At 35.8% G+C, this 15,103-nt stretch carries 14 protein-coding genes; 7 read left to right on the forward strand and 7 right to left on the reverse strand.

Annotation, left to right across the window (positions count from 1 at the left end; all coding sequences use genetic code 11):
* Positions 1 to 46 precede the first annotated feature (46 nt).
* On the reverse strand, positions 47 to 1,282 hold the full coding sequence (locus ACFIKN_RS04630; RefSeq protein ID WP_375630607.1) for an argininosuccinate synthase: 1,236 nt from the start codon (positions 1,280 to 1,282) through the stop codon (positions 47 to 49).
* Between the two features lie 171 nt (positions 1,283 to 1,453).
* On the opposite strand from ACFIKN_RS04630, the gene ACFIKN_RS04635 reads away from it, so the two are divergent.
* A complete protein-coding gene (locus tag ACFIKN_RS04635; protein ID WP_375630609.1) occupies positions 1,454 to 2,095 on the forward strand; it encodes a LysE family translocator in 642 nt (213 codons plus the stop codon).
* A 779-nt stretch (positions 2,096 to 2,874) separates the two neighbouring features.
* Here ACFIKN_RS04635 and rlmN read toward each other — a convergent pair.
* The 6 genes from rlmN to lptC form a co-directional block, all read right to left on the reverse strand.
* Positions 2,875 to 4,101, reverse strand: coding sequence for a 23S rRNA (adenine(2503)-C(2))-methyltransferase RlmN (rlmN, locus tag ACFIKN_RS04640; protein WP_375654291.1), 1,227 nt, complete (start codon positions 4,099 to 4,101; stop codon positions 2,875 to 2,877).
* Positions 4,102 to 4,143: 42 nt separating this feature from the next.
* Positions 4,144 to 4,647 carry an invasion associated locus B family protein gene (locus tag ACFIKN_RS04645; RefSeq protein ID WP_273790192.1) on the reverse strand — a complete coding sequence of 168 codons (504 nt, stop codon included), beginning with the start codon at positions 4,645 to 4,647 and terminating at the stop codon, positions 4,144 to 4,146.
* A 1,840-nt stretch (positions 4,648 to 6,487) separates the two neighbouring features.
* Positions 6,488 to 6,952 carry a PTS IIA-like nitrogen regulatory protein PtsN gene (ptsN, locus tag ACFIKN_RS04650; RefSeq protein ID WP_273790191.1) on the reverse strand — a complete coding sequence of 155 codons (465 nt, stop codon included), beginning with the start codon at positions 6,950 to 6,952 and terminating at the stop codon, positions 6,488 to 6,490.
* An 891-nt stretch (positions 6,953 to 7,843) separates the two neighbouring features.
* On the reverse strand, positions 7,844 to 8,638 hold the full coding sequence (gene lptB / locus ACFIKN_RS04655) for an LPS export ABC transporter ATP-binding protein (protein WP_273790190.1): 795 nt from the start codon (positions 8,636 to 8,638) through the stop codon (positions 7,844 to 7,846).
* Positions 8,639 to 8,644: 6 nt separating this feature from the next.
* Complete coding sequence (locus ACFIKN_RS04660) at positions 8,645 to 9,244, reverse strand: LptA/OstA family protein (RefSeq protein WP_375643020.1); 600 nt, start codon at positions 9,242 to 9,244, stop codon at positions 8,645 to 8,647.
* 76 nt (positions 9,245 to 9,320) lie between these two features.
* Complete coding sequence (gene lptC, locus ACFIKN_RS04665; protein ID WP_273790187.1) at positions 9,321 to 9,965, reverse strand: LPS export ABC transporter periplasmic protein LptC; 645 nt, start codon at positions 9,963 to 9,965, stop codon at positions 9,321 to 9,323.
* Positions 9,966 to 10,148: 183 nt separating this feature from the next.
* Here lptC and ihfB point away from each other — a divergent pair, with 183 nt between their 5' ends.
* The 6 genes from ihfB (at position 10,149) to ACFIKN_RS04695 (ending at position 15,080) form a co-directional block, all read left to right on the forward strand.
* Positions 10,149 to 10,427: an integration host factor subunit beta gene (ihfB, locus tag ACFIKN_RS04670; RefSeq protein WP_273790186.1), complete on the forward strand. Its 279-nt coding sequence runs from the start codon at positions 10,149 to 10,151 to the stop codon at positions 10,425 to 10,427.
* Positions 10,428 to 10,434: 7 nt separating this feature from the next.
* A complete protein-coding gene (locus ACFIKN_RS04675; protein WP_273790185.1) occupies positions 10,435 to 10,731 on the forward strand; it encodes a lipopolysaccharide assembly protein LapA domain-containing protein in 297 nt (98 codons plus the stop codon).
* Positions 10,732 to 10,904: 173 nt separating this feature from the next.
* Positions 10,905 to 11,837, forward strand: a complete 933-nt coding sequence (locus tag ACFIKN_RS04680; RefSeq protein ID WP_375637260.1) for a class I SAM-dependent methyltransferase — start codon at positions 10,905 to 10,907, stop codon at positions 11,835 to 11,837.
* 2 nt (positions 11,838 to 11,839) lie between these two features.
* Positions 11,840 to 12,694 (forward strand): TrmH family RNA methyltransferase, encoded by an 855-nt coding sequence (locus ACFIKN_RS04685; RefSeq protein WP_375630618.1) that lies wholly within the window; start codon positions 11,840 to 11,842, stop codon positions 12,692 to 12,694.
* Positions 12,684 to 13,187 carry a signal peptidase II gene (lspA, locus tag ACFIKN_RS04690; RefSeq protein WP_375630620.1) on the forward strand — a complete coding sequence of 168 codons (504 nt, stop codon included), beginning with the start codon at positions 12,684 to 12,686 and terminating at the stop codon, positions 13,185 to 13,187. Before ACFIKN_RS04685 ends, lspA begins: the two co-directional genes overlap by 11 nt.
* Before the next feature lie 1,119 nt (positions 13,188 to 14,306).
* Positions 14,307 to 15,080 (forward strand): Bax inhibitor-1/YccA family protein, encoded by a 774-nt coding sequence (locus ACFIKN_RS04695; protein ID WP_273790181.1) that lies wholly within the window; start codon positions 14,307 to 14,309, stop codon positions 15,078 to 15,080.
* Positions 15,081 to 15,103 lie beyond the last annotated feature (23 nt).

The following is a 15,103-nucleotide window of genomic DNA, read 5'->3' on the forward strand; positions in this document are numbered from 1 at the left end:
TTCATACAAAAGCACTAATCCATATTACACTTGTCACCGTAATTTTCTATTTCTTTTCTTTATCACCTTGATGACGCATTGCTAATGTACGCAAACGTAGAGCATTTAATTTAATAAAACCAGTTGCATCTCTTTGATCATAAACACCTTGATCATCCTCGAAAGTTACCAACTCACTAGAATAAAGTGATTTTTTACTTTGGCGCCCTTCAATAATTACATTCCCCTTATAAAGCTTTAACGTGACTTCACCTTCAACATGTTCTTGAGATAAATCAATAGCTGCCTGCAACATCTTACGTTCCGGCGAAAACCAAAATCCATAATAAATGAGTTCTGCATAACGTGGCATCAATTCATCTTTCAAATGAGCTGCACCACGATCTAGTGTTAAAGATTCTATCGCTCTGTGAGCCGTCAAAAGAATGGTTCCACCTGGTGTTTCATAAATACCCCGCGATTTCATACCCACAAAGCGATTTTCTACCAAATCTAACCGACCAATACCATTATCGCGCCCATAATGATTTAATTCTGCAAGTAAAGTTGCAGGAGATAAATTTTTTCCATTGATTGAAACAGCATCGCCTTTTTTAAAGCCAAGAGTAATTCTGGTTGCTTGATCTGGAGCATCTTCCGGCGAAAGAGTACGCATATGGACATATTCAGGAGCAGGAAGTGCTGGATCTTCTAAAATCTTTCCTTCTGATGAAGAATGCAATAAATTTGCATCCACTGAAAAAGGCGCTTCACCTTGCTTATCCTTTTCTACAGGAATTTGATGAATACGAGCAAATTCAAAGAGATCTGTCCGACTCTTAAAATCCCAATCACGCCATGGAGCAATAATCTTTATATCAGGATTAAGCGCATAAGCGGAAAGCTCAAAGCGTACCTGATCATTGCCTTTTCCTGTTGCCCCATGAGCAATGGCATCAGCCCCTGTTTCCTTAGCAATTTCAATAAGGCGTTTTGAAATAAGTGGACGTGCAATTGATGTTCCTAAAAGATAAGTCCCCTCATAAATGGTATTGGCTCGAAACATCGGAAAAACAAAATCACGCACAAATTCTTCACGCAAATCTTCAATATAAATTTCTTTAACACCTAGCATTTCAGCTTTACGACGAGCAAGTTCCAGCTCTTCCCCCTGCCCCAAATCTGCTGTAAAAGTTACAACTTCAACGCCTAGCGTACTTTGCAACCATTTAAGAATAATTGACGTATCCAATCCACCTGAATAAGCCAAAACAACTTTTCTAATATTTTGCCACTTTTTCATTTTAACGTTCTATATGAGCTACTTTTTTTATTTCTACGCAGAAATCAAAACGATGCAAGAAATATAAAAATAAATTCTTTTTAAGCAACATTAAAAAGACGCAAAAAGCGTAAATAAAGGTGCCTCAAAGTATAAATAATGAATACTGCTTAAAAATAAAAGGAGATTTACGTGTCATTTCTACCGGAGTGGTCTATTGTTGTACAATTTGCTTTAGCATCGTTGATTTTAGCACTTATTCCAGGACCAGATATGATGCTTTCTGTAGGACGAACCATTACACAAAGCAAAAAAGCTGGAATTATGTGCGCCTTGGGTAGTGCAACAGGGTTTGCCATTCAGGTTACCGCTGTAGCACTTGGCTTATCAGCGCTTATTTTTGCTGCACCACATACTTTTGTTCTTCTGAAAATTGTTGGCGCCTTTTATCTTTTATGGTTTTCCTTTCAAGCGTTACGGAGAAACCCCACTTTTTCCTTTGAACAGACATCTTCTAAATCTCAAAGCGCTAAACGTAACTATCTTGCTGGTATTGGAATCAATCTTCTCAATCCTAAAGTTATACTCTTTAACGCGACATTCTTACCGCAATTTATCAATGCGAATGATCCTATGGCAACACAAAAGTTACTCTTTTTAGGACTCTCTTATATTCCTATTTCTTTTCCTATTACAATTGCAATCGTTTTTACAGCGCATAAACTTACCAAAACTCTCAAGAAGAACCCTCTTTATATTCGCTTTCTCGACTGGCTTATTGCTGGTACTTTTACCAGCTTTGCCCTTCATCTCCTTATCGTTACAAAACATTGATTTATAAGTGTAATGTATCGCTTTTAATTTAAATAAAAAAACAAATATTATAAGATTTTTTCATTTCAAACCCGTTTATGTTGAATAAAACAATACCTTTCCTTTGTACATCACAAGCGAAGCTGGAGTTTTCGTATGGATAAAAACTGTCTAAGAAAAGAATAAAAATACCTCTTATGAACCATCTTAAGTGCCAAAAGCTGTTTACAACATTGGGAGCTAAAAAATAGAATGGTGGTATCAACTTACACCTTTATTAAACATAAAGGTGTAGGAGTACAGTACATTTCACAGAGCCTTTTTGTTATATTCTTCACAGGCATTGTCGTGATATGAAGAGTGCACTCAGAGATACCTAAAAAACATATCAATGGACAACACAATGGTATTTATATTTTAGATCCTCTGTTTTGCTTGTGTAGCGTGATCTTATTAAAGAACGTAATAAACAAAAGCATGAGGCAGTGCACAATCTCCACTTTTTAAAAGATATTACCGTAAATGCTTTTAAAAGACATAAAACCGAATTAAAGAGTATGATAATAAGGTAGAAATTAGTTACAATCCTTAAGACCTCATATTCCCTCTAAATTAGGCTTCCTTCTTATTTCAGAGATTATGCAAACAGACTATAGACAATATCTTACCCCATTTAGCATATAAAAGCTGAGACTGTTCGTCTAGCACTTATCTATCTTAATCTCTGTCTCACACATGCTATTATATGATGATTTACTGAAAAAAAGCATAGGCCTCGATATCGCTGAAAATTGCGTTAACTAATGACCAATGGCATTTTCAAGTCGTAACCGTTCAGATTTACGTAAGCGCTCTGAAGCTGATTTAAGCTGTCCACATGCAGCTAAAATATCGCGTCCACGCGGTATCCGAATAGGAGAAGCATAGCCCGCTTGATTAACGACATCAGCAAAACGCTCGATTTGCTCCCAATCAGAACACTGATAATTACTCCCTGGCCACGGATTAAAAGGGATTAAATTAATCTTAGCAGGAATCCCTTTCAATAACTGAATCAATCGCTTAGCATCATCTAAACTATCATTGATATCTTTCAGCATAACATATTCAAATGTGATTCGTTTTGCATTGGAAAGACCAGGATAATTACGGCAAGCCTCCATTAGTAAAGCAAGCGGATATTTTTTATTAATGGGAACAAGCATATCCCTTAGTGTATCGTGTACTGCGTGGAGTGAAATTGCTAACATAACACCAATTTCTTCTCCGGTTCGAATAATTCCAGGAACAACCCCACTAGTTGAAAGCGTAATTCGACGTTTTGATAAAGAAAGGCCATCGCCATCAGAGGCAATCAATAAAGCTTTTTTAACAGCTTCAAAATTATAAAGAGGTTCTCCCATTCCCATCATAACAATATTGGTAATTTTTCGTCCTTCAATGGGAACAATTGCTCCATCAGGGGTATTCTTATCAGGAAAATCACCCAAACAATCACGTGCAACCAATAGTTGTGCCAAAATCTCTTCTGCGGTCAGATTACGAACAAGCATCTGCGTTCCCGTATGGCAAAAAGAGCAGGTTAACGTACACCCTACTTGCGATGAAAGACATAAAGTACCGCGTCCTTCTTCAGGGATATAAACCGTTTCAATTTCAACAGGTCTTCCAGCTCCACGTGCAGGAAAACGTAAAAGCCATTTACGTGTACCGTCTTTTGATATTTGTTCTCCAACAATTTCTGGACGCATAATGGAAAAATGACACTTAAGTGTTTCTTGCATTGCTTTAGAAATATTCAGCATCTCATCAAAATTTGAAACACCACGCACATAAAGCCAATGCCAAAGCTGACGCATACGCATACGCGTTTGATGCTCTGGTACACCAACTGTCTTTAAAGCTTGTATCATTTCATCTTGCGACAAACCAATTAAAGAGAGCTTAGAACTCTCCTTCACGACCACATTATCTGTTTTTCGTGCAAAACATGAACCAACTGGTCTAAGGTCATAGGAAATGGCCATTGCTTTCCAATTCACATCACTATTTTAGAAGTTATCGAAACCTTAATGGCACTTTTGAGCTGCGTTTAATGCAGCAGTGACCCCTTTTAAGGAATAAGTATAGGTGGTATGCGTTCCTCTTTTTGATATCGCTTGCACTGTCATATTGTTTCCAGCACGTATAGCAGAAACAAGCTGCTTTTCTAGCTCTGATGACGCCAACCAAGCTGAGGAATCCTTCGTGAAAAAATTAAAGTCCTTATTTCCAATGGTCACTGTCACTCTCGATCCTTCTTGAAGCGTATAACCAGCCATAAACTGCGGTTCGAACGAAACAGGTGAATGAGAACGCTTGGTAATTAAGAAAAAATTATCACCATGATTAACCGTCGTTGGAAGAGCCTTCAAAGGTACCGATAACACATAGCAAATCGTATTTTGGGGCGATTTATAAGAATAGACCCCCCATGCTTCAAATTGATTTAAACGATTTGGCGTTTGTGCACATGCTGCCCCAGCTGTAACCAGAACCATTACAGATGCAGCAATAACAGTCTTTTCAAACATCTTTATTTAGCTCACTTCTTTAGTCTCTAACAAGATTCTCTTCATTGGAAAAATTCAAAAAAACCTCGATACTCATGTATCACTGTCCTAATTCTTCCAATAAGCAAAATATTTTCACACCAATCAAAATAGATCTCTACATTTCATTGTGACCTTTTAGGTGTTACCAAAATATAAACTTCTTATTCAATAACCACATTAAAAAATAACATTTTTATTTTATGCTACTCATTTCGTTTTTGTATAAAAAACGCTTTCTTTAAGCAATAGAACTTCAAAACGAAATGAAAATACACCACCACTCTGTTAAGAAATAAACTATACTCTTTAATATCACAAGAAATCTGCTGCAAAATTTTGCAAACATACCCTGAGCTCCCCAAAAATTTCACAGCCTTGCGAATATCACTTCTCGACTTCACACATTCAATACATTTATGTTCGTAAATACCTCACCTTTTATCCATTATAGTGCATTCATACTTCGTATTCAACATCGTTCCCATATCGCCTTTTCATAATCTTCAAAATATCTTAAAAAAGTAATAGACTATTATCACTACATTGGTCATGAAACATAAAGTACTAGATTTTGTCTCAACAACTACATGTAACTTTGTTTCTTTTGCTCCTATTAACTCTTCCTATATATTTCATCTCCAATTTTTAAGTTCTAAAGTGATTCTAGTAGCTTATAATAGCTTAAACATATTATTTTAAATGTATTAGACAATTCCTTTCTTCCTGTTACCAAAAACGTTTTAAGAATTTTTTGACAAGTTCTCTTATCTTATTTCTAAGTAATTTATAACAAGAAATATAAAACTTTTTTCTATAGAAGTTCTAACATTACCGTTTTTAAACAACATTTTAATCAATTAAAGACACTTGAATAAATCTTCTTATGCATAAAAACTCTTTCACCCAACCTAAAGGTATAGTTTTCATTCTTACCGTACAAAATTATTTTTTAGTATGAGCTCTATACAACAGCTGACATCTAAATCATACTTAATCACACTTTGCCAGCTTCCAATATTGCTACAGCCCTTGGCACTTGAGACGGTTCATAAGAAGCATTTTTACTCCTTGTCTCATACAATCTTATTCACACGGCTTTCCCTGATTGTAATCGTGTAAGTGAATGGTTTTGATTGATTCAACATAAATAGGTTCGGCATGAGGGAATCTTATGATATTCGGATCTCTCATTCAACATGTAAAACAGTAAATTATCTTTATAAATCAATATATTGACACACACGGGATACAATATCCCCTATTTTCTACTTGAATCTTAATAATATTATCCCTAAGTACCAAAATTTAATTTACAAAAAAATTCAATGCACGAATAAACTTTTCTATTGATTACTGCCCCACCCTCAGAGGGTGAAGATTTTTAACCCAATTTGGTGTATAAGAAGTTTGGATTCTTGTTGAGTCGAGTTCCCCTTGCCTTTCCACTCATGTGATTCACTTAACTAAAGGCTCTACAGACAAATCCTGCTTAAAAATATTTACCACGCACTCTAAAAGCACTTAATATATCAAGAAGATTTCCAGAATTTATCTCACCACACCTCAAATGATAGTGTTTTTATAGTATAATAGGATAAAAGAATCCATGAACATAATAATTAGGTGCTTTAATATACGAGAACAAGAAAGGACAACTCCTTCGTTTTTGTTGCTTGCTCTTTAAAAAGAAGGTTCACTTAGAAATGATTTTTTTTAAATCTCATGACATAACCTTTTGTTATTAGTCTTAAGATGCAAATTATATTATTTCCTACGCTCTGTGGTGCATACCTCGCAATTTATACGCTCATAATACCTTTTAAGCTGCATTTGATTCTGAAGTTTGAATCAATAAAGCATAAAGCGCATTGGCATTATGCGTATTGCGCAACTTTTGCACAACATCAGCATGGCGCAAAACACGTGCAATCTGAGATAAAGCTTTTAAGTGATCTGCACCAGCATTTTCAGGTGCCAAAAGGAGAAAAACGAGATCTATAGGTTCGTCATCGAGAGCTTCAAAATCAACAGGACTTTCAAGACGTGCAAATATACCAACAATCCGATCAATATCAGGTAATTTCCCATGAGGAATCGCAATACCACCACCCAAACCCGTTGAACCAAGCTTCTCGCGTTGCAAAACAACATCAAAAATTACATGCTCACTAAGACCTGTCAGCTTAGAAGCCTTTTCGGCTAAAATTTGTAGAACTTGTTTTTTCGAATTAGCCTTAAGAGCCGGAATGATCGCTTCCGGTGCTATTAACTCACTCAAATTCATACTTTAATTTTCCTCTTACACGCTCAAATGCTCATCAATAAACCTATAAACGGTATAGATACTTAATGTTCTTTCACTTTTCGCAACATCGCATGTGTTTTTATTTTTCAATTTATAACGGATGATAACTCAATACATGTCATATCACTTTTAACACAACAATAAATAGTATTTAGCTCCTCATTAACGGCATGAGAAAACAAAGAAATGAAGTTGTTCATAAAGTTAATTTCCTTACGACTCTAGAAAAGGTCATTATTCATAAATTTATTAAACTTGTCATAAGAATTGATGTATAATTCGCTATCAGAGTTTTTCTTTTCTTAAAAATGATCCCTTAAATTAAAATGAAAAGCATACTGAGCAAAATGGACCTTTACTTTGAAAATTACTGTATAGCTTGAATACCGCCTTATAACAAGAATATAAAGGTTTTTAGAGATTTAATGGTTATTTTAAAAGATTTATAGATTTAGCCTGATATCTGTAGTCAAGCTCCTATTTTTTAATAGGGCCATATAAACCAATAAAATACGACAACTCCTATTGAATAACCGGCGCTCCTATTAAAATACCTAAACCAGCATCATCGATATATTACAGAGAAAAATATGATAAACATCTCTTACCTTTCAATAACACACGCATTTATTGAGAGTTTCATTTATCACTCATTATCACGTTAATCTAGTGATATCTTTTCTATGATACAATCATGAGTAAGCTAAACTTATAAAAAAACAAACTAACTCTTTAATGATGAAGCTTTTTTCACCACTCAATAAAAACATTCTAAGGTTATAGTCATAAAAGAAGTTTTGGCATAAATAAGGAGATTTTCAGTAATAATGTTTGGTTAAACTTAAATGGAAACTCGTGAAAGCTGTAAAATCAAAGAGAAAACTGATTTCCTAAATAAATTCTGCGTACATCAACGTTGTTGATAATATCGTTAGGACAACCGTGAACTAACACCCGCCCTGTATGAATAATATAAGCGCGGTCGACAAGCCCTAATGTCTCACGCACATTATGATCCGTTATTAAAACACCAATGCCACGCTTCGTTAAATGACGAATAAGTTGTTGAATATCGAAAATAGCGATAGGATCAATTCCTGCAAATGGTTCATCAAGTAACATAAAATGGGGACGAGAAGCTAAAGCGCGCGCAATTTCAAGTCGCCGACGTTCACCTCCAGATAACGAAAGTGCAGACATTTTACGTAAATGATCAATTTTAAATTCATGTAAAAGGCTATCTAACTCTTCACGCTGTTTAAGGCGATCTTTTTCAACGACCTCTAAAACAGCTTTAATGTTATTTTCTACTGAAAGACCACGAAAAATAGACGCTTCCTGTGGAAGATATCCAATACCTAAACGCGCACGTCGATACATCGGAAGATGCGTAATATCAAATCCATCAATTTTAATGGATCCTCCATCAGATTTTATAAGCCCCGTAACCATATAAAAACAAGTTGTTTTACCTGCCCCATTGGGCCCTAAAATGCCAACGGCTTCTCCCGTACGAATGCCAAAAGAAACACCATTAACAGTTCGCCTTCCTCGATAAACTTTAATCAAATTACTGGCAATCAAGGTCCCTTTTAAGGGGTTTTTTGAAGCTTCACTTTCAAGATTATACCTATCGGTCTGTTTTTTTATTTTGATTCCAAACATGAAATCTTAATGACCATTCTTTTGATTTTGTTTTAAAATAATAGAAACACGACCTTTTTTCTTAGGTGTTTCACAACCTTCTAAAAAAGCCTTTCCGCTTTCCATATTTGCCGTTAGTTTGCACCCCGTTGCCACATTGTCACCATCAGTTAACACAACATGATTCCCCGTCAAACTCATCATTTTTGACTTTCCATCAAAAACGCCTTTATCACCCGTAGCAACTTGCGTAGCAATTTTTATATAAACTTTTCCTAAAGCTTCCATTTTTTGTATACTCGACGAACCAAATAAAGAAACAGATGATGCCTTTGTATTTTCCTGATTTTTATCAATTTCTTTATATGCTTTATCGTAGTAAACAACTAATTCTGCCGTTCTTAAAAGACGTTCACCTTGCACCACTGAAACATCACCCTTAAAAAGCGCTATCCCTTCTTTATCACGTATTTCCAAAGAATCTGCATGAAGTTCTACTGGTTCTTTATCGCTTGATAGACTTATTCCAAAATGGGCCACTTCAGCATATCCTAAAACTGCTCCTCCTCCTAACATTCCCATGCTAAAAGCCAACATCACACCTATCCATCTTTTGTACGATTTCATTATTTCAATTCTTTTGTTTGTATATACACATACTTCTCTTTATAAATATCCTTTAAAGATTTGTATTGATATTGCGTTATTGCTTTTGAAGCACTAAATGCACTCCACCATGGAAATACATGTTTTTTCCTTTTTCTCGAATTTGTAAGGCGTTTGCGGCAAGATGAAAACCGGCTTGCTGAATATTAACACGTTGATCTGTTTTTAACTGTCCCTCGGATAAGTTAATACTAGCTGACATAAATTGTACCATCATCCCATCATTCGTCGTAATGGTGAATGGCTTGTCCAACTGTAAAAAACCATTAATGTTATCGTAAACCCCCCCTTGTGCTGCGAGAAAAATCTGTCTTTGTTGGCCCATAAATGCTCTAGCTGTAATGTTTTGCAACCCAATCATTCCAGCGTGTGTATGGTCTTGAAATGCCTTTTCTGCTTTAAGCCAATAAGGTTCATGAGCACGCGTATACCCTTCTAATTTTGGATTGAGCATCGTCAAATTCATCACGCCACTTTCTCCATTGTTCAAAGGCATAGAATCAGAAGTAATGGGAACCAAGAAAAACGTAAACCAGCAAAAAACCAGCGCTGAAATCAACGCTAAGAGAGGTAAAAAGATTTTTAATATGCTAATGCGACGCGAATGACGGGATGCTTTTTTTAAAACATCTCCACAAGATGATTGCGTTGAAAAGGCTTCATAATGATTGTGTACGGACATACTCTCCTGATCTCTTAAATACTCCGCATTTTTAATCTGTATAACCTTTATAGAAGGTATTTTCAAATTTTGTTTCTTGCAATTTGTTTTTTCTTGATTTTATTTTGCTTTTATCCGTTTATATATTGTATTATGCATGGAGTGCACAATTACAAAATTTTTTTGTGTGAAAGTGAGGCTATTGTGGTAAAATCAGAGCTTGTGCAAATTATCGCTCGTCATAACCCGCATCTTTTTCAACGGGATGTGGAGAATATTGTAAACGCTATTTTTGAGGAAATTGCAACAGCACTTGCAAATGGCAATCGCGTTGAACTTCGTGGATTTGGAGCTTTTTCTGTAAAAAGCCGTTCAGCCCGTAATGGACGTAATCCACGAACAGGTGAAGCTGTTTCTGTTGAAGAAAAGTGGATTCCTTTTTTTAAAACTGGCAAGGATTTACGCGACCGTCTTAATCAGTGAGAAACTTATGATAATTAAACGTATTCTTCTAACAAGTATCGGTGTGATTCTCGCAGCGGTTTTGATTGTTTTTATCGTGGCTAATCGTCAAATGGTTCCGTTAACCCTTGATCCTTTTCGAGCAAATCCTGAAAGTTTTACTTATCATGCTCCCCTCTTTATATGGCTCTTTATTTTCTTTGGTTTTGGTATTTTATTAGGAAATCTGATAAGTTGGTTTTCCTATCACAAATACAAAAAAGCTCTCAAAAAAAGTAAAGCCGAGATTGAAAAATTGAAAACATCTATCACAAATCTGGTGTAATGGTATTTAAATGAAATCTTTTCTCTTTAGTATTTTATATTCAGTACAGAGTTAAAAGTGCTCTTTTTCTTTTTTTATACATGTTTTAATTGACTTTAGCTTTTTTGCACTTTTACGAAACATTTAAGAGCTTTATAATATCTTTTTATACCTCATATACCGTGATACAAAACATGCCCGCACAATACTTTCAATCCTCCCATAACAATAGATATCCGCAGGAAAAGTTGCCCCTTATTTTAGAAACGGGTATAAGCGAAAACTATGCTCTCATTGATTCTGGTCATGGACAAAAATTAGAACGTTATGGAGCTTACCGCATTATTCGACCAGAAGGTCAAGCACTATGGAAACCCGCTTTACCTCAACAACAATGGGCTGATGTTGATGCTATTTTCACAGGAAACCTTGATGAAGAAGGGGTTGGGCGTTGGCATTTTCCTAAAAAGCCACTTGATGAAACATGGGCTCTTGCTTGGAATGGATTGTCTTTTCTAGGCCGTTTTACTTCCTTTCGTCATGTGGGGGTTTTTCCTGAACAAGATGCCCATTGGCGCTCTATGGAAGAACAAATTGTTCAAGCCAAACGCCCTATAAAATTGTTGAATCTTTTTGGCTATACAGGTATTGCCTCTTTGATTGGAGCACGAGCGGGTGCGAATGTTACCCATGTTGATGCTTCTAAAAAAGCCATTGCGTGGGCAAAAGCTAATCAAGAAAGAGCAGGATTACCAGATCATTCTATTCGCTGGATTTGCGATGATGCTATGAAATTTGTCGAGCGTGAACTGCGTCGTAAAAAAAGCTATGATATGATTCTTCTTGATCCCCCTGCTTATGGGCGTGGACCCCATGGTGAAATTTGGCAACTGTTTGATCATTTACCCGCCATGATCACAAATTGTCGTAAACTTCTCTCTGATAAACCGCTCTCTGTTGTCCTTACAGCTTATTCTATTCGTGCTTCCTTCTTTGCACTTCATGCTTTAATGCGTGATGCATTTGTAAATCTTGGTGGTACAGTCGAATCAGGAGAACTCATTTTGCGTGAAGAAGTTGCAGGACGTGCTCTTTCTACTTCTCTTTTTAGCCGTTGGATTGCTTGAATATGTGTAGACCCAAAACTGGTAGAGTGAAAGAAATTACCTCTCTTAGCAACCCCATCATAAAAGATCTTAAAGCACTTAGCCAAAAGAAAAACCGTAATAGAGAAGGTCTTTTCATGGCAGAAGGATTGAAATTGGTCATTGATGCTCTCAATCTTGGCTGGACAATACAGACGCTTATTTTTTCTAAAAGTAAAATCGGTAATGCTACTATCGAAAATACTGCCGCACGTGCTGTAGCCAACGGTGGTTTTGTTATTAAAGCCTCACAAAAAGTTATGGAATCACTTACCCGACGCGATAACCCACAAACAGTTATTGGTATTTTCAAGCAAAAATGGCACTCTTTTGAAATGATAAAAGGACAGATTAAAGATGTTTACATCGCGCTTGATCGTGTGCGTGATCCTGGAAACCTTGGTACCATTATTCGAACCGCTGATGCTGTAGGTGCTAAAGGTGTTATTTTAATTGGTGAAACAACAGACCCTTTCTCGCCTGAAACGGTCCGTGCAACCATGGGATCTATTTTCTCTGTACCACTTTATCGTTTTGATGAAAGCGCCTTTTTAAACTGGTCTTCTCACTTTAAAGGTATGATCGTTGGAACACACCTCAAAGGATCTCTGGATTATCGCACACTTGACTTCAAAAATGGCCCTATTATCCTTTTAATGGGGAATGAAAAACAGGGATTATCAGATCTTCTTACGAATCGGTGTGATAAACTTACGCGTATTCCACAAAGCGGACGAGCAGACTCGCTTAATCTAGCTGTAGCAACAGCTGTTATGCTTTATGAAATCCGTCGCCCCTATTTAATACTGGAACCATGTGAGGAAAAACATGATTCGTAAATCACTCCCTTTTCTTCTCTTGGGCTTGGCTTTTACAGTAGTACTTGATCAAGCTGTCAAATACTGGGTTATGCACAATATGCCTTTAGGAACAGAAATTTCGCTTATTCCTTTTCTTTCCCTTTATCATGTGCGCAATTCTGGCATCGCATTTTCGTTTTTTTCTTCCTTTTCTCAGTGGGGAATCATCGCCATCACGATCATTGTGATTATCTTCCTTCTATGGTTATGGAAAAATACTGAATATAATAAGTATTTAATGCGCTTTGGCCTTATTTTTATTATTGGAGGAGCCATCGGCAATCTCATTGATCGTATTCGCTTTCATCATGTCACTGATTATATACTTTTTCATATTGATGATATTTTTTATTTTGCTATTTTCAACCTTGCAGATAGTTTTATCACTCTCGGTGTTATTGCCATCCTTATTGAAGAATTGCGTACTTGGATGAAAGGAAGGCGTCATTCCAATAGTACATCTCCTCATTGATATGTTCATTGCCTTAGAAAACAGAGAGCTTTGATCATCACAAGTCTGATTACGCATTGATTTCTCTTAATCAATTCTTGTTGCTCGTCATTTCACGTGTTTCTCTTCATGGGACGATAAGATCTTACTTTCTTTTCAACTTCACATTTCTACACTTAGTTAGTGCAAAAGAAATGAACTCAAATAGAAATCAATATTTTTTATCCATGTGTCCTACATCATAATTTTTGAGGAGATATTTCACAGCATTTAAAGTTCCATTTATTTAATTAGAACAATTGCTTTTCGTATGTTTTTTAGTTTTTACAGATATCGCTTTTACAGAGCCTTTCTTAAGTGCTTCATTTAAAAACTCTCCTTTTTTATTTTATATATTGTTTAATAAAAAACATTTTTTCAACTATTTTCAATGGTGTCTTGTTAAAGCAACATATTGATTATAAATATAAATTACCTTTTTTCATATTGAATAAAAGCCCTTAATAGCCTAAATCTCTTTTATTTGGAATCTGTTCATGTTGAATCCATAAAAACCATGTCTCTTGCAAGACACAAGCAAGTTAATAATCTTGATTAATATAAACAGATTTGAAACCAGAGAAGCTTGCGATATTTAGAGTATCATTTAGCATTCAAAAAGACAATTTATCATTACATATCAATATATTATATAAAAATCCAATTCGATAGCTCTTATAACCGTGCAAAACAGATGCAATATTGGAGGTTGAAAATAGTGTGATGATACTTGCCGCTCTTCTCATAAACGCAAAAATAGTGAATATTTTATAAGGGATTGTATTACATAGTTTCTGTGAAAATAGAAAAGTTTTTAAGTATAGTCTTTTTATCTTGCAAAAATATGGCAAAAAATGGAAATATTTTTTATTAAAATGAACTATTTCCTTACCAATTTGTAAGGTTCCTTCTTCATATAAATCTCTTGTAATTTTTAAATAAATCTCCATAATAAGAGCATATATGCTGGAATTCTGTCAGTGATTCTTAAGGGTTTTTGTATTTGCCCAATTAAGGCTTATACCAAGCTTATCTGTGTAATGACAGAGACACTTTTAAAGCCCTATACCTGACAGAACATATGCTAAAGGATTTTATATTATGGCTAATTTTAAAGATTTACGTTCGGCACCTGCTTCTCATGCCGATGCATCAATTGATCAGGGATTACGCGACTATATGTTGGGTGTCTACAATGCAATGGCCATTGGTTTGCTTATTACAGCTGCTGCCGCTTATGCAATTGTATCATTAGCAACGACAACAGATATGAGCCAAGCAGCAGCTCAAATCAATAGCAGTGTTTATCTAACACCACTTGGAGTAACATTTTATACATCGCCATTCTCTTATATTGTTATGTTTGCACCACTCATAGCAGTCTTATTCCTCAGTTTTAAAATTAATACATTGAGCACAAATGCTGCTCGTAGTCTCTTTTTTGGTTATGCTGCTCTGGTTGGTCTTTCACTGTCTTCAATCGTTTTGCGCTATACGACAGAAAGTGTTGTGCAAACCTTTGTCATTTCCGCCGCAACTTTTGGAGCTCTTTCACTTTATGGATACACAACAAAGCGTGATCTCACAGCAATCGGTTCCTTCTTATTCATCGGATTGATCGGCTTGTTTCTCTCCATGATTGTGAACATTTTTCTTGGATCAAGCGCTTTGCAGTTTGCTATCTCTGTGATTGGTGTTTTTATCTTTGCTGGTTTAACAGCCTACGATACCCAGAGCATTAAGTTGATGTATTATGAAGGAGATGAAAGCGATACCAGAGGACGTAAAGTTATTATGGGCGCGTTGAATCTTTATCTTGATTTCATCAATATGTTTGTCTTCTTGCTACAGTTTCTTGGCTCAAACCGTGATTGATTGCAAAAATCATAACTTAATTA

The organism is Bartonella sp. CL436QHHD (assembly GCF_042195105.1).
In the GTDB taxonomy this organism is placed as follows: domain Bacteria; phylum Pseudomonadota; class Alphaproteobacteria; order Rhizobiales; family Rhizobiaceae; genus Bartonella.

Coding starts and splice junctions, on each gene's coding strand:
- ACFIKN_RS04630 (WP_375630607.1), bottom strand. CDS start 1,282: ATGAAAAAGTGGCAAAATATTAGAAAAGTTGTTTTGGCTTATTCAGGT.
- rlmN (WP_375654291.1), bottom strand. CDS start 4,101: ATGGCCATTTCCTATGACCTTAGACCAGTTGGTTCATGTTTTGCACGA.
- ACFIKN_RS04680 (WP_375637260.1), top strand. CDS start 10,905: ATGCCCGCACAATACTTTCAATCCTCCCATAACAATAGATATCCGCAG.
- ACFIKN_RS04645 (WP_273790192.1), bottom strand. CDS start 4,647: ATGTTTGAAAAGACTGTTATTGCTGCATCTGTAATGGTTCTGGTTACA.
- ACFIKN_RS04660 (WP_375643020.1), bottom strand. CDS start 9,244: ATGAAATCGTACAAAAGATGGATAGGTGTGATGTTGGCTTTTAGCATG.
- lspA (WP_375630620.1), top strand. CDS start 12,684: ATGATTCGTAAATCACTCCCTTTTCTTCTCTTGGGCTTGGCTTTTACA.
- lptC (WP_273790187.1), bottom strand. CDS start 9,965: ATGTCCGTACACAATCATTATGAAGCCTTTTCAACGCAATCATCTTGT.
- ACFIKN_RS04695 (WP_273790181.1), top strand. CDS start 14,307: ATGGCTAATTTTAAAGATTTACGTTCGGCACCTGCTTCTCATGCCGAT.
- lptB (WP_273790190.1), bottom strand. CDS start 8,638: ATGTTTGGAATCAAAATAAAAAAACAGACCGATAGGTATAATCTTGAA.
- ACFIKN_RS04685 (WP_375630618.1), top strand. CDS start 11,840: ATGTGTAGACCCAAAACTGGTAGAGTGAAAGAAATTACCTCTCTTAGC.
- ACFIKN_RS04675 (WP_273790185.1), top strand. CDS start 10,435: ATGATAATTAAACGTATTCTTCTAACAAGTATCGGTGTGATTCTCGCA.
- ptsN (WP_273790191.1), bottom strand. CDS start 6,952: ATGAATTTGAGTGAGTTAATAGCACCGGAAGCGATCATTCCGGCTCTT.